Raw genomic sequence first — 16,114 nt, forward strand, 5'->3', positions numbered from 1 at the left:
CTAGAGATCGGGGCCGATCTTGAGGCGACCCGGCGGGCGGGGCAGCTTGCGCTCCTTGCCGACCATAGGCGGGGAGAAGAGGCGCGCGAGGCCGGCAAAGCCATTGAGACGCGCCCTTATCCTGGCGCGGTCCGCCTTGCCCACGCGACCATAGCTCTTGCTGACCGCCATGTAGCCCTTGAGCCAGGCGCCGAAGCCGCTGGCCGACCAGGTCTGCGCGGTGGCATGGACGGTGCGCTCCAACTGTTCGTAGGCGACAAGGGCGCGGCGCCAGCGATGTTCGTCGAAGTCGAGGGCGCCATTGGCAAAGCCCAGGCCCACTTCGCGGCCATAGCGCATCAGTGCTGCCGACCTGGCGGGCGGCATGGTGAGATTGAGGCCGCCTTCGGAGGCCGAGAGCATGACCCGGGCGATGCGCTCGCGCTGCCCGGGCATGCCGGACAGCATATTATCCTGCCAGTCCTTGGCGGCATCGAGAATGCTGCCGGCAAAGGCGAACAGGCCATCGACCTCATGCACCGGCAAGTTGACGCCGTCGCCAGCCGAGGTCGAGAACTTGACGCGGTTGCCTGATGCCAGGCCGCCGGGCGGCAGGGCATCGAGGCTGAGGGCGAAGGTGGGCCGCGAGGGCAGCAGGGCATCGAACATGTGGATGGGGAAATTGCTGCTGACCCCGCCATCGATGAACCAGAGCCGGCGCAGCCGGACCGTGCCGTCGCCGCCGGTATGGCGGGCGAGGACGGAGCTGGCGATATCCCTTGTCCACATCGGGACGGCACAGAACAGCAGCGGGAAGCTCAGGCTCATGCGGGCAGCCACGACGACAGGCAGGTCGGGCGCGGCAGGGAAGTCGCGCAGGGTTTCGTGATGCTTGGGGACGGTGGTGACCTTGGCGAGGTGATCGATGATGGCGGCGGGGAACATTGCGCGCCAGGCATCGAGGTCGAGGAAGGCGCGCATGCGGAGATTGGGCAGGGTGTGGGGGCGGCGCATGGAGAGATTGGTGGTCATCATGCGCAGTTCGATCGGCTTGCCATCAGGGCTGAGGCTTTCGAGGTCGCCGAAGGTCAGCGGCTCGGGACGGCCAGCCGGGCCGAAGGCGATGTCCTGGATGGCGGCATGCATCCAGTCGGTGAGCCCTTGCTGGGAGGCGCCGGGCTGGGTGAGGCCGGTGCAGAGGCCGAAATTGTGGCGGGCGAGCGCGGTGGCCGTGCCACGCAGGAAGAGGATCAGGGCCGCGACAGCGCCGATGGCGCCCCCCAGGATCGCCGCGACCGCCCCGCCCTGCGCCAGGACCGCAAGCGCGGCGCCAATGGCGATACCGGCCGAGAGAATGGGCCAGAACAGGGCCATGACGGCACCGGCGGTGGCGAGCTTGCCGCTATCGGCTTGGGCGCGCAGCAGGAACGCCATGAGCGTCCTGAACTGTGGCGCCGGCTGGAACAGGCCGGCCAGCAGGGCCGGTAGTTGCTCGCAATGGGCTTGCATGCGCAGGAAGCCATCGGGGTCGTTGCGGGTGCTGCGGGCATATTCGGCCGCGGCGGCAAAGGCGGCGGCGATGGCGCCGGCCGAGGTGCCGCCGATGGAGCGGAAGCGGTAGACCCGGGCCATTTCGAGGATGGCATAGGGGTAGACCAGGCCCGAGGTCACCCCACCCTTCATGATGATGTCGCAGTCTTTGGCGGGATCGGCGAAGTCGCTGGCTTGATAGCTGGCCAAGGGCATGGGCGGCTCCAATCGCGTTCGGCGGGACGCGACCAGCATAGCCCCCTATGCGCCGGCGAGGCGAGCCGTCAACGGATAGGGGTTAACCCTTGCTGCGCGTCAGGCGCTCGGCGGCGCCGGACAGTCGCTGTCGCCTTCGATCAGTTCGAGCGGCAGGACCTTGCGCACCACGCCCAGCGGATAGTCGGCGGCAAATTCGGGCATGGTGGCCAGAAGGGATTCGGCCAGCGTGATGCCGAGGTCGCGCAGCGACAGGCGGAAGCAGGTGAGCTTTGGCGTCAGGTAATGCGCCTGGGGGCTGTCGCGACCCATGACGGCAAAGTCCTTGCCCGGGTGAAGGCCGGAATCGGCGAGCCCGCGATAGAGGCCGACGGTCATCATTTCGTTGGTGAGGATGAAGGCCGTTGGGCGGGTTTCTGGTGGCATGGCGGCGATGCGCTCGCCAATCTGGTGGCCGCCGCGATCGTTGGGATGGGCGCGGAAGATCAGGTCGGGATCGAAGGCAATGCCGTGGCGCTCCAGCGCCGCCCGGTAGTGATCGATGAAGATGTAGCCCAGATTGGTGTCGTCCATAGGTGCGAAGATGCCGATGCGGCGATGGCCCTTGGCCACGAGACGATCGACGCCCGTCTCGGCCATGCCCTCGAAATCCAGGTCGAGCCAGGGATGACCGACATCGGTGAGGCTGCGGCCCAGCGCGATGAAGGGAACACCGCGCTGCGACAGGAAATCGATGCGGTGATCGTGCCGCTTGGTCGCCGAGATGATCAGCCCATCGACAAAGCCACGGTCGACGACACGCTGCAGATAAGCGTCGGGATCGTCTTCCGATGAGCAGAGCAGCACCACGAGATCGAGCTTGTGGCGGGCGCAGACAATCTGCACGCCGTCGAAGACGCTCATGAAGAAGACGTCGCCCTCGCCGGTGATCTGGCTGCCCGATTGCATCATGAAGCCGACGACACCGGTGGTGCCCTTGCGCAGGGCGCGGCCAGCCTGGTTGGGGACGTAGCCCATTGCCGCCGCCGCGTCGAGCACGCGTTGCCTGGTCTGCTCGTTGACGTCGGGCTTGCCATTGAGGGCGCGGGACACGGTGCCGATCGAGATGTCGAGCTTTTTGGCGAGCTGCCTGATGCCCTTCATGTTCGTGCAATCCCCCCTTCACCCGCCAGGCCGGCGATTTTGCCAGCTTCATGGACGGCGATTAGCGCTAATGCAAGCGTCCCCGGTCGGCGTTCTCCACAAGCGCAGAACGCACCAGCAAGCCTATTGACACCCGACCCTTACCACACATAGCATCGTAAACGTTTACGGGACATGCGCAAACGGTTTCCCACGCAGATGGGACGTTTTCGCCAGGTCCAGGGAGGTTTTCGCTTTGGTATTCAGGGCCGTTCTTGCGGGCTGCGGAGCCATGTCCAAGGGGTGGTTGTCGGCGGTGGCCGAACATCCGCTGCTCAAGGGCAGGATAGAGATTGTCGGGCTGGTCGACCTGCACCAGCCAACGGCGGCGGCACGTGCGGCCGAATTCGGACTTGCCAATGCCATCATCGGCTCCGATCTCGATGCCGTGCTGGCCGCCACCAAGCCCGACCTGCTGTTTGATGTGGTGATCCCGGCGGCGCGCCAAGGCGTGGTCGAGACCGGGCTGCGCCATGGTTGCCACGTGCTGAGCGAAAAGCCGATGGCGGCTACCCTCGAAGCCGGGCGCGCTTTGGTCGCCCAGGCAGCGGCCGCCGGCCGCGTGCATGCGGTGGTGCAGAACCGGCGCTTCATTGCCGGGGTGAGGCGCATTCGCCGGCTGATCGAAAGCGGTGCGCTGGGCGACGTCACGGCGCTGCATTGCGACTTCTTCATCGGCGCCCATTTCGGCGGCTTCCGCGAAGAAATGGAAAATGTGCTGCTGCTCGACATGGCGATCCATACGCTGGATGCGGCGCGGTTCATGGCCGGGGTATCGCCCAAGGCAGTCTATTGCCTCGAAACCAATCCACGCGGCTCCTGGTACGCGCATGGCGCGGCGGCCAATGCAATATTCGAATTCGATGACGGCGTGGTGTTCAACTATCGCGGCTCCTGGTGCGCCGAAGGGGCCAATACGAGCTGGGAAGCTGCCTGGCGGATCGTGGGCACCAAGGGCACGCTGCTCTGGGACGGCACGGATGCATTCGAAGCCAAGGCGGTGGCTGGCGATACCGGTTTCTTCCGCGAGTTGCAGGCCATCGAGGTACCTGACCCGGCCGATATCGACCAGACGCATGGCCATGCCAGCGTACTCGCCGAATTCCTCGATGCCATCGAGGAGGGAAGGCCGCCCGAGACGGCAAGCAACGACAATATCAAAAGCCTGGCCATGGTGTTCGCGGCGATCGAAAGCGCCAAGACCCGCCAGCGCGTCCTTATTGCAATCTAGGAATTTGCCCATGAGTAACCCCGCCAAAGCCATCCGCATCGGCACCATGATCCAGGCGACATCAGGCCAGGCGGCCGAGAACATTGCCGCCATCGCCGATCTGGGCTTTGAGAGTTTCGAGCCGTTCTTCTGGCAGACGACCAATGGGCAGGACCTGGCGGAACTGGGCAAGCGCTCGCTCGACGCCATCGGCAATCGCGACATCACCATCTCGACGCTGGGCATGTTCGGCAATCCGCTGGAAGACCAGGAGATGGACCGTCAGACCCTGCAGGGCTGGAAGGACTGCATCGACAATGCCCACCATTTCGGCGCGACCTGCGTGGCCGGCTTTACCGGCCGCATCCGCAACAAGCCGCTGACCGACAGCCTGCCGCGGTACAAAGAGGTGTGGAGCGATCTGGCCAAGCGCGCAGCGGACAAAGGCGTCAAGATCGCGTTCGAGAACTGCGCCATGGACGGTAACTGGGCGACCGGCGACTGGAACATTGCGCATAATCCCGACGCCTGGGAGCTGATGTTCAACGAGACGCCGGACGACAATATCGGGCTCGAATGGGAGCCCTGCCACCAGATGGTCTATCTCATTGATCCGATGCCCCAAATTCGCAAATGGGCGCACAAGTTCTTCCATGTGCATGGCAAGGACGCGACCATCCGCTGGGACGTGATCAAGGAGCATGGCGTCTTCGGCAAGGAGAAGTTCGTGTTCATGCGCACGCCGGGATTCGGCGACAGCAACTGGACCGACGTGATCTCCGAACTGCGGCTGGCCGGCTATACCGGCTCCATCGACATCGAAGGCTGGCATGACCCGGTCTATCGCGACGACCTCGAGATGACGGGCCAGGTCCACGCCCTCAACTATCTCAAGCGCGCCCGTGGCGGCGACTATGTCGATCACAACTCACTCTATGCGGGTGGCGATCCGTCGCTGGCACGCAACTGAGGCAGCTCCGCGGGCCACAGGCCCGCGGCACGAATGAATTGAATTCCACGGCCCGCCGGGAGGGCAGGTCGATGGTTTGCGGATGGTCCGCACTGTTGGGAGGAAACCAAAATGAGACTACAGAGACTTGCCTTCCTCGCAACGCTGGCACTTTCCAGCGTTTCGATGTTCACACTGCCCGCCGCCGCCCAGGTCACCGTCAAGATGTGGTCGATCGACGGCGATAACGGGCTCTACACGAAGCTCGCGGAGGACTTCAATGCCTCCCAGAGCGAGGTCGTTATCGAGAGCAGGCTGCTGGCATTCGACGACCTGGTGAACGAGGCTCTCAAGGCCTTCGCCACGGGCCAGGCGCCTGACATCATCTCGCTCGACAACCCGGATTTCGCGCTGTTCTCGTCACGCGGCGCGATGCTCGACATTACCGACCGCGTCGCAAACTCCGACGTGATCGACACCAGCGTCTACTATGAAGGCCCGCTGGCTTCGGCGATGTGGGACGGCAAGCTGTATGGCCTGCCCAAGGCGACCAACACCATCGCGCTGTTCTACAACAAGGACCTGTTCGCCAAGGCCGGCATCACCGAGCCCCCCACGACCTGGGACGAACTGCTTGAAGACGCCCGCAAGCTCAACGACCCCGCCAACAATGTCTATGGCATCACCTTCTCGGCGCGTGCCGGTGAAGAAGGCACGTTCCAGTTCCTGCCATGGGTGCAGATGGGCGGCGGGTCGTTCAAGGAAGTCAACACGCCCGGCGCCGTCAAGGCTCTCGAGATCTGGAAAACCCTGATCGACGAGAAGCTTGCCAGCCAGGACGTGCTGAGCCAGGGCCAGTGGGACTCGACCGGCACGTTCAACGCCGGCAACGCCGCCATGGCCATTTCCGGCCCGTGGGAACTGGGCCGCATGGCTGCCGATGCCAAGTTCGACTGGGGCGTTGCCCTGCTGCCCACCGAAACCGAAGGCGGCCCGCGCTCTTCGGCCATGGGCGACTTCAACCTGGGCATCTTTGCCAACTCGCAGCACCCGGACGAAGCGTTCAAGGTCATCGAGTATTTCGCATCGCAGAGCGATCGCCTGTTCCCGGAATTCTCCAACATTCCGGCGCGCAGCGACATTCCGCTGCCGGCAACCGGCGATGCCCGCACCGACGCGGCGCTCAAGGTGTTCCAGGAACAGCTGCAATACGCCCAGCCGCGTGGTCCGCATCCTGAATGGCAGAAGATCTCCAAAGCGATCTATGATGCCTTCCAGGCAGCACTGACCGGCCAGATGTCGCCCAAGGATGCGCTCGATGCAGCCCAGGCTACCATCACGGGCATTGTGGGCTAATACTTCCTCCCTGACTGGGCCGGTCGGAGCAATCCGGCCGGTCATATCGATTTTTGCGGAGGCGAGATGTCCCGGATTTTCAACAGCATGCGCGACGGCGTCGGGTTCGACCTGATCCTGGTGGGTGCGGCCCTGCTGTTCCTGCTGGCGCTGGCGGGCCTGCCGCTGGTCTATAATGTGCTGATGAGCTTCCAGCAGGTGGATATGTTCACCTTGGGCACGCTGATCCGGCCATGGGCCGGTTTCACCAACTATGTCGACGTGGTGCGGCAGCCCGAATTCTGGCTGGTGGCCAAGAATACGCTGATCTTCGTGTTTGCCTCGATGGCCGGGCAGTTCGTGATCGGCTTCAGCCTGGCCTTGTTCTTCGCGCAGAAATTCCCTGGCGCCGCGACCATTCGCGGGCTGTTTCTGGTGTCCTGGGTGATGCCGGGCCTGGTGGTGGGCGCGATCTGGAGCTGGATCCTGGCGGGCGATTTCGGCGTGCTGAACACGATCCTCAAATCGCTCGGGATAATCCAGGAAACGGTGTTCTGGAAATCGGACCCGAACTATTCGATCTGGGCGGTAGTCATCGCCAATATCTGGCTGGGCACGGCGTTCAACATGCTGCTGCTGGCAGTGGGCCTGGCCGCCATTCCGCGCGACCTCTACGAGGCGGCAGAGCTCGATGGCGCCAATGCCTTCCAGCGCTTCTGGACGATCACGCTGCCCATGATGCGCTCCACGATCGGCGCCGTGCTGTCGCTGGGGCTGATCGGCACGTTGCAGCAGTTCGACCTGTTTCCGGCCATTACCGAGGGCGGGCCGGCCAATACATCCAGCGTGGCCGGCTACTGGTCATGGCAGATGAGTTTCCAGCTTTACGACTTCGCCAAGGGCGCAACAATTTCGGTGATGATGTTCCTGCTCGTGCTGTTTGCCTCGGTGATCTATGTGCGCTCCACTCGCCATGAGGTGCGCGGATGACCCGGCCCTACGTTCCATGGCTGCTGCTGGCGCTGGCGCTGGCGGCCTTCTACCTGTTTCCGCTTTACTGGATGTATGTGACGAGCCTCAAGTCGGCCTCGGAAATCTACTTCAATCCGCCGACCTTCTGGCCGATCGCGCCTGATACGAGCATCTATCCGCAGGTGTGGTTCGGGCGGACCATGTCGACATTCCTGTGGAACTCGGTGGTCATCGCCACAGGTGTCACGACCATCACGGTGATCCTGGGCACGGGCTGCGCCTATGTGCTGGCGCGCTATCGCAGCGTCTGGGTCGATGTCGGCCTGTTCCTGATCCTGATGCTGCAGGTGCTGCCGGCGTCCGTGATGATCACGCCGCTCTTTGTCGGCTTCAACCAGGTCGGGCTGCTGAACTATCCGCGCACGGCGGTGGTGCTGGCGGCGGCGGCCAAGGCGATGCCGTTCTTCGTGGTGCTGGTGCGGGCGACCTTCATGAGCGTGCCGCGCGAACTGGAAGAAGCGGCGCTGGTTGACGGCAATTCGCGCGTGGGGGCCTTCTTCTCGATCGTGCTGCCGCTGGCGCGCAACGGCATCCTCGTTTGCGCCATCCTCACCTTCATGAGTGCGTTCGGCGAATTCATCTATTCCAAGTCGATCATCCAGGAAAAAAGCCTGCAGCCGGCCAGCGTGGGCCTTTCGGGCTTCCTGGGACCGAACTCTTCTGACTGGAACTCCATCATGGCCTACTCGGCGATCTATGTGACACCGATCCTGGCCCTCTTCGTCCTTCTGCAGCGCCGCATCGTCTCCGGCCTTACTTCGGGAGCCCTCAAATGAGTGCACAGATCGAGCTGAGCAATATCGACAAGCATTACGGGGCGTTCCACGCCCTCAAGGGCGTGAGCCTTTCGATCGAGAAGGGCAGCTTCGTGGCGCTGGTGGGGCCCTCGGGCTGCGGCAAGTCCACCCTGCTGCGGTCCATCGCGGGGCTGGAGACCATTACCTCCGGGTCGCTCAAGATCGCGGGCGAGACCATGACCGGGGTGCCGCCGCGCAAGCGCGACGTGGCCATGGTGTTCCAGAGCTATGCGCTCTATCCGCATATGACGGTGGAGGAGAACCTCACCTATTCGCTGCGGCTGCATGGCGTGAGCAAGGCCGAGGCCAAGCTCAAGGCGGCGGAAGTGGCGGCGACGACGGGACTGTCGGCGCTGCTCAAGCGTTATCCGCGCGAATTGTCGGGCGGGCAGCGGCAGCGCGTGGCCATGGGCCGCGCGATCATCCGCAACCCCAAGGCCTTCCTGTTCGACGAGCCGCTGAGCAATCTCGACGCGGCGCTGCGCGTGCATATGCGCAAGGAGATCCGGGCACTGCATGATCGGCTGGGGGCGACCTCGGTCTATGTGACGCATGACCAGATCGAGGCCATGACCATGGCCGATCATGTGGTGGTGATGCGGGACGGGGTGATCGAGCAGCAGGGCAGCCCGCTTGAGCTCTATGATCGGCCGGTCAGCAAGTTCGTGGCCGGCTTCATCGGCTCGCCGGCGATGAATTTCGTCCCGGGTACTGTCGGGGCCGACGGGCAGAGCGTGCAACTCGATATCTCCGACAGCCTGTCGCTGCCGCTGGGACGGAAAGTGGATGCGGGACGCAAGGTGCTGGTCGGGCTGCGGCCCGAGCATCTGCTGGTGGCCGAGGCTGCGAGCCTGCGCCTGCCGGTAGCGGTGGTGGAGTCCACGGGCTCGATGACCTATGTGACCACCGATACGACGCCGGAACTGACCGTGGTCGAGACCCGCCGCATGGGGGTCAAGGCGGGCGACGTCATCGGGGTCAGCATTGCGCCCGAGCATATTCACCTGTTCGACATGGCAACCGAGAAGGCCATCTAGGCCGGAATCGGGCCGCTTGGCTGGAACCAGTTGGCCGCCGGTGTGGTTGCACCGGTGCCAAGGAGGTTCCGGCATGACCATGTCTGCAAGTTACCGGCTCGTACCCATAGGCCAGCAATCCCCCGACGCGGTGACTGTTGGCGTCGAGCTGGCCGAGGACGGAACGCGCAAGGCGGCCGTCTGGTGGGAGTCCAAGGGCGACATCGACGCGGATGAAGCCGAATATGGCGACGTGGTCGAGGCGCTTGCCGCCGCCGAAGCGGCCCGCGCGCTGCATGGCCTGGCAGAAGTCGTGGTGGTGTTGTCCCGACCCGACCTCTGGGACAACCAATGGGGCTACTTGCGCCTGCCCGATATCGCCAAGGAGCCGATCGGGGACGTGCGGGACACCGACCTCAGTTCGCGGGAAACCTACGCGCTTGCGGCCGGCATCGAGGAAGAGCGCGACGCGTAGTTTTTTGGGAGCATTCAGGGCCCTAGTGATGCAACCGCTCGTCCCGCGGCGCGTTCTATTTGGCCGTCGGTGCGGCAGTTGAGGGCTACGCATGTCTGATCTATCCGATCCCATCCGCCACGACCTGATGGAGCGGAAGGTGCAGGGCGAAGCCCTGCGGGTCAGCGAGCAGCAGTTCCGCATGCTGGTCAAGGGCGTCACCGACTATGCGCTCTACATGCTCGACCAGGATGGCAATGTGGCCAGCTGGAACTCGGGCGCACGGCGCATCAAGGGCTATGAGGAATCCGAAATCGTCGGCCAGCATTTCTCTCGCTTCTATACCGAGGCCGAGCGCCAGGCCGGCGAACCGGAGCAGAATCTGGCCATTGCGCGGGCCAAGGGCAGCGTCGAACGCGAGGGCTGGCGGCTGCGCAAGGATGGCAGCCAGTTCTGGGCCCATGTGGTGATCGACGCCATCTATGATGACAGTGGTGAGCTGGTGGGATTTGCCAAGGTCACGCGCGACATTACCGAACGCCGCGAGGCGCAGATCCAGCTCGACCACGCGCGCAATGCGCTGTTCCAATCGCAGAAGATGGAGGCGATCGGACAGCTCACGGGTGGCATAGCCCACGACTTCAACAACCTGCTGATGGCTATATTGGGGAGCCTGGAGATCGTTTCGCAGCGCCTGCCGCACGACCCCAGGATCAGCCCGTTTCTCGACAATGCGGTCAAGGGTGCGCAGCGCGGTGCGGCGCTCACCCAGCGCATGCTGGCTTTCGCCCGGCGGCAGGAGCTTGAGTCCGGTCCGGTTGACGTGGCCGAGACGGTCGCCAGTATGCGAGACATCTTCGATCGGGCGCTGGGCCCTGGCGTGCTGGTTACCACGCGGATGCCGCCGGCGCTCCCACCCGCGCTGACCGACCGCGCCCAGCTGGAATCGGCATTGCTCAACCTGGCCGTCAATGCGCGCGACGCCATGCCCGCCGGCGGCTCGATAATCGTGGGCGCCGAGGAGAAGGTCGTCGCCAAGAGTGAGGGGAGCCTCCAGCCTGGTCACTATGTCGTCCTCACGATCAGGGATGAGGGCGAGGGGATGGACGAGACGACGCTTGCCCGCGCCACGGAACCGTTCTTCACCACCAAGGGTGTCGGCAAGGGTACGGGCCTGGGACTATCGATGGTCCATGGCCTGGCCGAACAGACCGGCGGGCGGTTTGTGCTGAGGAGTAAGCTCAAGGAAGGCACGACGGCGGAACTGTGGTTGCCGGTAGCGGCCGACGAGGCGGCCCCGACGTCGGCCACGGAGGAGTTCGACACGCCCAGCTTTCATCCCAGGCGGGTGCTGGTGGTCGATGACGATGCGCTGGTACTGCTCAACACGGCCACGATGACCGAGGACCTGGGCCATCACGTGGTGGAGGCGAGTTCCGGCAAGGAGGCGCTGGAAAAGCTGCGCAGCGGCCCCTTCGACCTGGTGATAACCGACTATGCGATGCCGCAGATGAATGGCGGACAGCTGGCTTCCGCCATCACGGCCGAATGGCCCCATATCAAGGTCATTGTCGCCACCGGATATTCGGAAATGCCCGAGGAGCTGCGGGGAAAGTTCGAGAGGCTGGGTAAGCCGTTCTGGTCGCACGACCTCAAGGCGGCCATTGAGCGCACGTTTTCCTCAGCGGCGCCGTTGACTTAGGCTCGGCCTAGCCGATCGACGACCTGTTAGCGAGCACCTGACGCCACCCTGCGTCGCCGGTTGTTCGCAGCCGGGCGGCGGCAAGACAGGCATCTGCATCGAGCAGGCGAACCTCATGGCCGGGCAGTGCGTGCCTGATCTCGCTGGCGATAAGCGGGTGAAGGTTCAAGACGCCGCCGACAAAGCCGATCGGGCGATGGCCCACGCGCGCAACGAGCGCCTGGGCCAATTGCGCCAGTTCAGCGGCGGCCTGCCGAAGGATGGACGCCGCGACGGCATCGCCCTCTGCCGCTGCCCGGGCAACGGCGACGGCGAGCGTACCGATCCGGCCCCGGTCACCGGCATAGACGAACTGGCGGACATCGTGCCAGCTTTCGCCCCCGATCTCGCCGAAGACCTGCCGCGCCAGCGCGGCGACACTGTCGAACGATCCCAAATGGTCCAGGGCGCGATACATGGCGTCCAGCGCTTGCAGCGCAATCCAGCTGCCAGAGCCAGCATCGTCAATCAGAATGCCGCGACCACCGACCCGCACGTAGTCGTCGTCCCCCGCGCCCAGGTGAAGGCCGATAGAGCCTGTGCCGGCGGATACCAGGTGGCCCACGCCGGGAGCGAAGTTGGCCATATAGGCCAGGACGATGTCGTCGGTGACGAGGATGGCGCCGGCCTCGAGGCCGAACAGGCGGGTTAGCAAGGCTTTGACGTCATGCGCGACGGCCGAGCCATAGCCGGTCAGGCCTGCCGTGAGGCTTCCCGCTGCCAGCCCGGCGCTGGCGAGGGCCTGGGCGATCTGCGACAGGGCACCGACGAGGCGATCGCGCTCGGCTGGATTGAATATGTGTCCGGTGGCCCCTGCCGCCTTGCCCCGGGTCAATTCGGTGCCGGCATCGTCGCAGGCGACCCAGCGGCTGGCCGTGCCGCCCACATCGATGCCCAGGTGGACCCTGGTCACCATGAAGGCACGCCCTGGGCGACGAAATGCCGGGTGATCTCGCGCGGATTGGTGATCATGGTGCCGACGACGACCGCATGCGCCCCCGCATCGAAAGCGCGGCGAACCAGAGCCGGCGTATTGTAGCGGCCCTCGGCAATGACGGGTGTGGCAAGCCGCGATGCGAGAGCTTCGAGCAGCACGAAATCGGGCTCCGAGGGTTTGGGTTCCGTCGCCGCAGTATAGCCCGAGAGGGTGGTCGCGACATAGGTCGCGCCGAAATCGGCGGCCGCCAGGCCTTCCTCCACGGTCGAGATATCGGCAAAGACTTCGGCGCCCAGGTCAAGCACCCGCCGCACCAGCCGATCGGGTGGCTCACCATCGCGCGGGCGGAGTGTACAGTCGAGCGCCACCACCTCGGCGCCATTGGCAACGATAACCTCGGCGGCGGCGAAACTGGGTGTGATGTAAACCGGGTAGTCTGCCGAAAAGAGCTTGTGAATGCCGATGACTGGCAGGCCTGCGGCCTTGACTGCCCTGATATCGTCCGGGCCATTGGCGCGGATGGCGACGGCGCCGCCATCGCGGGCGGCCAGCGCCATAGCGCCCATGAATTGCGGCCCATACAGTGGATTGTCGGCGCGCGCCTGGCAGGAGACGATGAGCCCGCGGGGCAGCAGCGTCACTTGACCGCGCCCGAGGTCATGCCGGCGATGAACTGCCGCGACAGCACGATATAGATGATGATGATCGGCGCGGCCGAGAGCGTCAGGCCCGAGAACAGCACGCCCCAATCGGTGGTATATTCGCCCATGAAGGTGGTCAGGCCCTGCGGCAGGGTCTTGAGATCGTCATTCTGGATGAAGACCAGCGGGAAGAAGAAGTCGTTCCAGATCGGCACCACGTTCTGGATGCCTGCGATGACCATGGCGGGGCGAACCAGCGGCAGCATGATCGACCACATGATGCGCGCCTCGCTGGCGCCATCCATGCGCGCGGCATCCTCGAGTTCATTGGGCAGGGTGCGGATGAACCCGGTCATGATGAACACGGTCGTGGGCAGGCCCATGGCGGTATAGACGAAGATCAGCGACAGCTGGTTGTTGAGAATGGACAGGTCCCGCATCAGCATGAAGAGCGGAATGATGGCAAGCTTGAGCGGCAGGGTGAGGCCGGCCAGGAAGAACATGAGAATGAAGCCCGACCCGGTGAACTGGTAGCGGCCGATGGCATAGGCGGCCATGGTGCCCAGGGTCAGGATCAGCGTCATCGAGGCGCCGGTGACGATGAAGGAATTGAGCAGGTAGCGCAGGAAATTCGTCTGGGTCCAGATTTTGACGAAGTTGCCCACCTGGGTGAAATCGGGAATGCCGAAGGGCGACTGGAATATCTGCGGGGTGGTCTTGAAGGCCGAAAAGATCATGATGACGATCGGCGCCAGCATGATGATCGTATTGGCGATCAGGATGATCTGCAGCAGGCCATCGCGACCGAGCGCACCGAGCAGGCCCCTACGATCGTAATAGGTGGTGGAGGCGGCGCTCATAGCTGGATTTCCCGGGCTCGCAGCCGCACGGTGATGACGCTGGCGATGACGGCGACAAAGAGGAAGATCAGCACGGCCAGCGCGCTGCCCAGGCCGAAATCCTGCTGGCCGGAAGAGACATTGCCGAAGGCGGTGCGGTAGAAATAGAGGCCGAGCACGTCAGTGGAGCCGAAAGGCGAGCCATCGAGCCCGGCCATGATATAGGGCAGTTCGAACCAGTTGAAGGCGCCGACGAAGAGCAGGGTGAAGACGATGGTGGCGCTGGGCGCCACCAGGGGCCAGACGATGCCTGTGATCTTGACCCACTCGCTTTCGGTTTCCATGCGCACCGCATCGAGGATTTCGCCGGGAATGCGCTGCATGCCGGCGAGGAAGACCAGGGTGGGGAAGCCCACCATGTGCCAGGCCTGCGCCACGATAAGCGACCAGATCGCGGTGTTGCCCTGACCGAGCCATGGCTGGGCGAGCCAGCCCATGCCGATGCCCCGCAGGCTGATATTGACCACCCCGAAGAGCGGATGCAGGAACAGCTTGAACAGGTAGGCGACGATGATGGTGGACAGAACCACGGGCAGGAAGACGGCGATGCGATGGAAGCGGGCGCCGGGAAGGCCACGCCACAGCGCATAGGCGAGGATGAAACCCAGCCCGTTCTGCAGCACCATCAGTGCGAAGAAGACGATGACGTTGTTCTTGAAGGCGTTGATGGTCCAGCTGCGATAGGGCTCGACGAACAGGACCGTGTGGAAATTCTCCAGCCCGACAAAGTCGCCCCGGCGCAGGCCCTGCCAATCGAAGAAGGCATAGGCGAAGGCGGAAATGATCGGATAGACGATGAACAGGGCCACGAAGGCCAGTGGCGGCACGATGAGCGCGGTGATCCACAGGCCGCGGCCGGTCATCCGAAGGTGAGGCATGTCGGGTTGTTTCGCTCTCGTGGCGGCAGATTATGCCCTCCCCCCGTGGGGGAAGGGCGGCGTCGGGAGGACTATTTCTTGAACGGCTCGTACCAGGCGGCAAGGCCCTCGGTCAGCGTGGTGCCGATGGCTTCGGGCGTGGTCTGGCCGGAGAACAGCTTCTGCATTTCACCCTGGATCAGCACCGAGCCGGAGGGCTCGCCATAGCGGAAATGCGCCAGCATCAGGTAGGGGATCGAGGACTGGTTGAGCTCATTGACCTCGGCCAGCAGCGGATTGTCGAAGGTGACGCCCGGCACGGTCGAGATATTGCTCAGGGTATCGGCAAAGGCCTGGCCGAATTCCTTGCTGGCGAGGTAGTTCAGGAACTTGAGCGAGGCTTCCTTGTTGGCGCCGGCAGCATTGGCCGCGTAGCCGCCGTCGAAATAGAGGCCGACCAGCTTTGCATCCTCGGCGGTCTTGCCGGGCGCGGCGAAGACGCCCAGTTCGATATCGGGATTCTGCGTCTTGAAGGTCGCCAGCTCATAGGAGCCGCCGATGAACATGCCGGCCATGCCTGACGAGAACAGCTGCTGGGCCGAGGGATAGTCGAGGCCGATAAAGCCATCGGGGAAATACTGGGCCGCCACTTCGGCGACGGCAGCCAGGGCACCGGTAAAGCGCGCGTCGGTGAAGTCGGTCGTGCCGGCCATCAGTTCGTCGTAGAAATCCTTGCCCATGAGCGAGGAGCCCAGGCCAAAGGTGACGGTCTCGTTCTGCCAGGCAGTGGCGGTGCCATTGGCGAAGGGGATGACGCCGGCATCCTTGAGCTTCTGGCTGGCCGCGACGAGTTCTTCCCAGGTCTGCGGCTCGGCAATGCCGTTGGCGTCGAACAGGGCCCTGTTGTAGATCACCAACTGGGTCTGGCTGGCGAAGGGCACGGCATAGAGGGTGCCATCGGCCCGCCCGCTTTCGGCGGCGAGGGAGGCCGCGGAGAACTCGGCCAGGGCCGGCACGGTTTCCGTGGTGAGCGGCTCGAGATAGCCGGCAGAGGCGACATTCTCGAGCCCGCCATAGGCGCGCACCATCATCAGATCGGGGCCGGTGCCGCCGGCCAGGGCGGTGGCGAGAATGGTGTTGTAGTTGGCGGCTTCGAAGGTCTCGAACTTGACCGTGATACCGGGATTGGCGGCCTCGAAGGTATCGATGAACTGCTCATAGGCGGCGCGGTCTTCCTGGCGCCAGCTCCAGAAGGTCAGGTCCTGGGCCAAAGCGGGGGCGGCGATGAGCACGGCCGCCAGGGCCGTGCCGATGCGGATAAGTCTGTTGTTCATGAATT

The 16,114-nt window shown here is 64.2% G+C and carries 15 protein-coding genes; 8 read left to right on the forward strand and 7 right to left on the reverse strand.

What is annotated here, in order from left to right; translation table 11 throughout:
* Both IH615_RS08905 and IH615_RS08910 read right to left on the reverse strand, forming a co-directional pair.
* A complete protein-coding gene (locus IH615_RS08905) occupies window positions 1–1,725 on the reverse strand; it encodes a patatin-like phospholipase family protein (RefSeq protein WP_291361482.1) in 1,725 nt (574 codons plus the stop codon).
* Window positions 1,726–1,824: 99 nt separating this feature from the next.
* Window positions 1,825–2,868, reverse strand: coding sequence for a LacI family DNA-binding transcriptional regulator (locus tag IH615_RS08910; RefSeq protein ID WP_291361484.1), 1,044 nt, complete (start codon window positions 2,866–2,868; stop codon window positions 1,825–1,827).
* A 235-nt stretch (window positions 2,869–3,103) separates the two neighbouring features.
* Between IH615_RS08910 and IH615_RS08915 the strand changes: the two genes are divergently transcribed.
* The 8 genes from IH615_RS08915 (at window position 3,104) to IH615_RS08950 (ending at window position 11,402) form a co-directional block, all read left to right on the forward strand.
* Window positions 3,104–4,138: a Gfo/Idh/MocA family oxidoreductase gene (locus tag IH615_RS08915; RefSeq protein WP_291361486.1), complete on the forward strand. Its 1,035-nt coding sequence runs from the start codon at window positions 3,104–3,106 to the stop codon at window positions 4,136–4,138.
* 10 nt (window positions 4,139–4,148) lie between these two features.
* The gene (locus tag IH615_RS08920; protein WP_291361487.1) at window positions 4,149–5,087 is read left to right on the forward strand and encodes a sugar phosphate isomerase/epimerase; all 939 of its coding nucleotides are present in this window, start codon (window positions 4,149–4,151) and stop codon (window positions 5,085–5,087) included.
* A 111-nt stretch (window positions 5,088–5,198) separates the two neighbouring features.
* Complete coding sequence (locus IH615_RS08925; RefSeq protein WP_291361488.1) at window positions 5,199–6,422, forward strand: sugar ABC transporter substrate-binding protein; 1,224 nt, start codon at window positions 5,199–5,201, stop codon at window positions 6,420–6,422.
* Window positions 6,423–6,488: 66 nt separating this feature from the next.
* Window positions 6,489–7,391, forward strand: a complete 903-nt coding sequence (locus IH615_RS08930) for a sugar ABC transporter permease (RefSeq protein ID WP_291361490.1) — start codon at window positions 6,489–6,491, stop codon at window positions 7,389–7,391.
* Entirely contained in the window at window positions 7,388–8,209 is an 822-nt protein-coding gene (locus tag IH615_RS08935; RefSeq protein ID WP_291361492.1) for a carbohydrate ABC transporter permease, read from the forward strand. The genes IH615_RS08930 and IH615_RS08935 overlap by 4 nt, the downstream gene beginning before the upstream one ends.
* Complete coding sequence (locus IH615_RS08940; RefSeq protein ID WP_291361493.1) at window positions 8,206–9,267, forward strand: ABC transporter ATP-binding protein; 1,062 nt, start codon at window positions 8,206–8,208, stop codon at window positions 9,265–9,267. The genes IH615_RS08935 and IH615_RS08940 overlap by 4 nt, the downstream gene beginning before the upstream one ends.
* 73 nt (window positions 9,268–9,340) lie before the next feature.
* Window positions 9,341–9,721, forward strand: coding sequence for a hypothetical protein (locus IH615_RS08945; protein WP_291361495.1), 381 nt, complete (start codon window positions 9,341–9,343; stop codon window positions 9,719–9,721).
* Window positions 9,722–9,812: 91 nt separating this feature from the next.
* A complete protein-coding gene (locus tag IH615_RS08950; protein ID WP_291361497.1) occupies window positions 9,813–11,402 on the forward strand; it encodes a PAS domain S-box protein in 1,590 nt (529 codons plus the stop codon).
* Between the two features lie 7 nt (window positions 11,403–11,409).
* On the opposite strand, the gene IH615_RS08955 is transcribed toward IH615_RS08950, so the two are convergent.
* The 5 genes from IH615_RS08955 to IH615_RS08975 form a co-directional block, all read right to left on the reverse strand.
* The gene (locus IH615_RS08955) at window positions 11,410–12,357 is read right to left on the reverse strand and encodes a BadF/BadG/BcrA/BcrD ATPase family protein (protein ID WP_291361499.1); all 948 of its coding nucleotides are present in this window, start codon (window positions 12,355–12,357) and stop codon (window positions 11,410–11,412) included.
* The gene (locus IH615_RS08960) at window positions 12,351–13,019 is read right to left on the reverse strand and encodes an N-acetylmannosamine-6-phosphate 2-epimerase (protein WP_291361500.1); all 669 of its coding nucleotides are present in this window, start codon (window positions 13,017–13,019) and stop codon (window positions 12,351–12,353) included. Before IH615_RS08960 ends, IH615_RS08955 begins: the two co-directional genes overlap by 7 nt.
* Window positions 13,016–13,879, reverse strand: a complete 864-nt coding sequence (locus IH615_RS08965; RefSeq protein ID WP_291361502.1) for a carbohydrate ABC transporter permease — start codon at window positions 13,877–13,879, stop codon at window positions 13,016–13,018. Before IH615_RS08965 ends, IH615_RS08960 begins: the two co-directional genes overlap by 4 nt.
* Entirely contained in the window at window positions 13,876–14,796 is a 921-nt protein-coding gene (locus IH615_RS08970; RefSeq protein WP_291361504.1) for a sugar ABC transporter permease, read from the reverse strand. Before IH615_RS08970 ends, IH615_RS08965 begins: the two co-directional genes overlap by 4 nt.
* Window positions 14,797–14,867: 71 nt before the next feature.
* Entirely contained in the window at window positions 14,868–16,109 is a 1,242-nt protein-coding gene (locus tag IH615_RS08975) for an extracellular solute-binding protein (protein WP_291361506.1), read from the reverse strand.
* Window positions 16,110–16,114: the final 5 nt, after the last annotated feature.

This window comes from Devosia sp., assembly GCF_014860165.1.
Taxonomy (GTDB): Bacteria; Pseudomonadota; Alphaproteobacteria; order Rhizobiales; family Devosiaceae; genus Devosia.

Coding starts and splice junctions, on each gene's coding strand:
- IH615_RS08935 (WP_291361492.1), top strand. CDS start 7,388: ATGACCCGGCCCTACGTTCCATGGCTGCTGCTGGCGCTGGCGCTGGCG.
- IH615_RS08945 (WP_291361495.1), top strand. CDS start 9,341: ATGACCATGTCTGCAAGTTACCGGCTCGTACCCATAGGCCAGCAATCC.
- IH615_RS08910 (WP_291361484.1), bottom strand. CDS start 2,868: ATGAAGGGCATCAGGCAGCTCGCCAAAAAGCTCGACATCTCGATCGGC.
- IH615_RS08930 (WP_291361490.1), top strand. CDS start 6,489: ATGTCCCGGATTTTCAACAGCATGCGCGACGGCGTCGGGTTCGACCTG.
- IH615_RS08940 (WP_291361493.1), top strand. CDS start 8,206: ATGAGTGCACAGATCGAGCTGAGCAATATCGACAAGCATTACGGGGCG.
- IH615_RS08955 (WP_291361499.1), bottom strand. CDS start 12,357: ATGGTGACCAGGGTCCACCTGGGCATCGATGTGGGCGGCACGGCCAGC.
- IH615_RS08905 (WP_291361482.1), bottom strand. CDS start 1,725: ATGCCCTTGGCCAGCTATCAAGCCAGCGACTTCGCCGATCCCGCCAAA.
- IH615_RS08950 (WP_291361497.1), top strand. CDS start 9,813: ATGTCTGATCTATCCGATCCCATCCGCCACGACCTGATGGAGCGGAAG.
- IH615_RS08970 (WP_291361504.1), bottom strand. CDS start 14,796: ATGCCTCACCTTCGGATGACCGGCCGCGGCCTGTGGATCACCGCGCTC.
- IH615_RS08925 (WP_291361488.1), top strand. CDS start 5,199: ATGAGACTACAGAGACTTGCCTTCCTCGCAACGCTGGCACTTTCCAGC.
- IH615_RS08965 (WP_291361502.1), bottom strand. CDS start 13,879: ATGAGCGCCGCCTCCACCACCTATTACGATCGTAGGGGCCTGCTCGGT.
- IH615_RS08920 (WP_291361487.1), top strand. CDS start 4,149: ATGAGTAACCCCGCCAAAGCCATCCGCATCGGCACCATGATCCAGGCG.
- IH615_RS08975 (WP_291361506.1), bottom strand. CDS start 16,109: ATGAACAACAGACTTATCCGCATCGGCACGGCCCTGGCGGCCGTGCTC.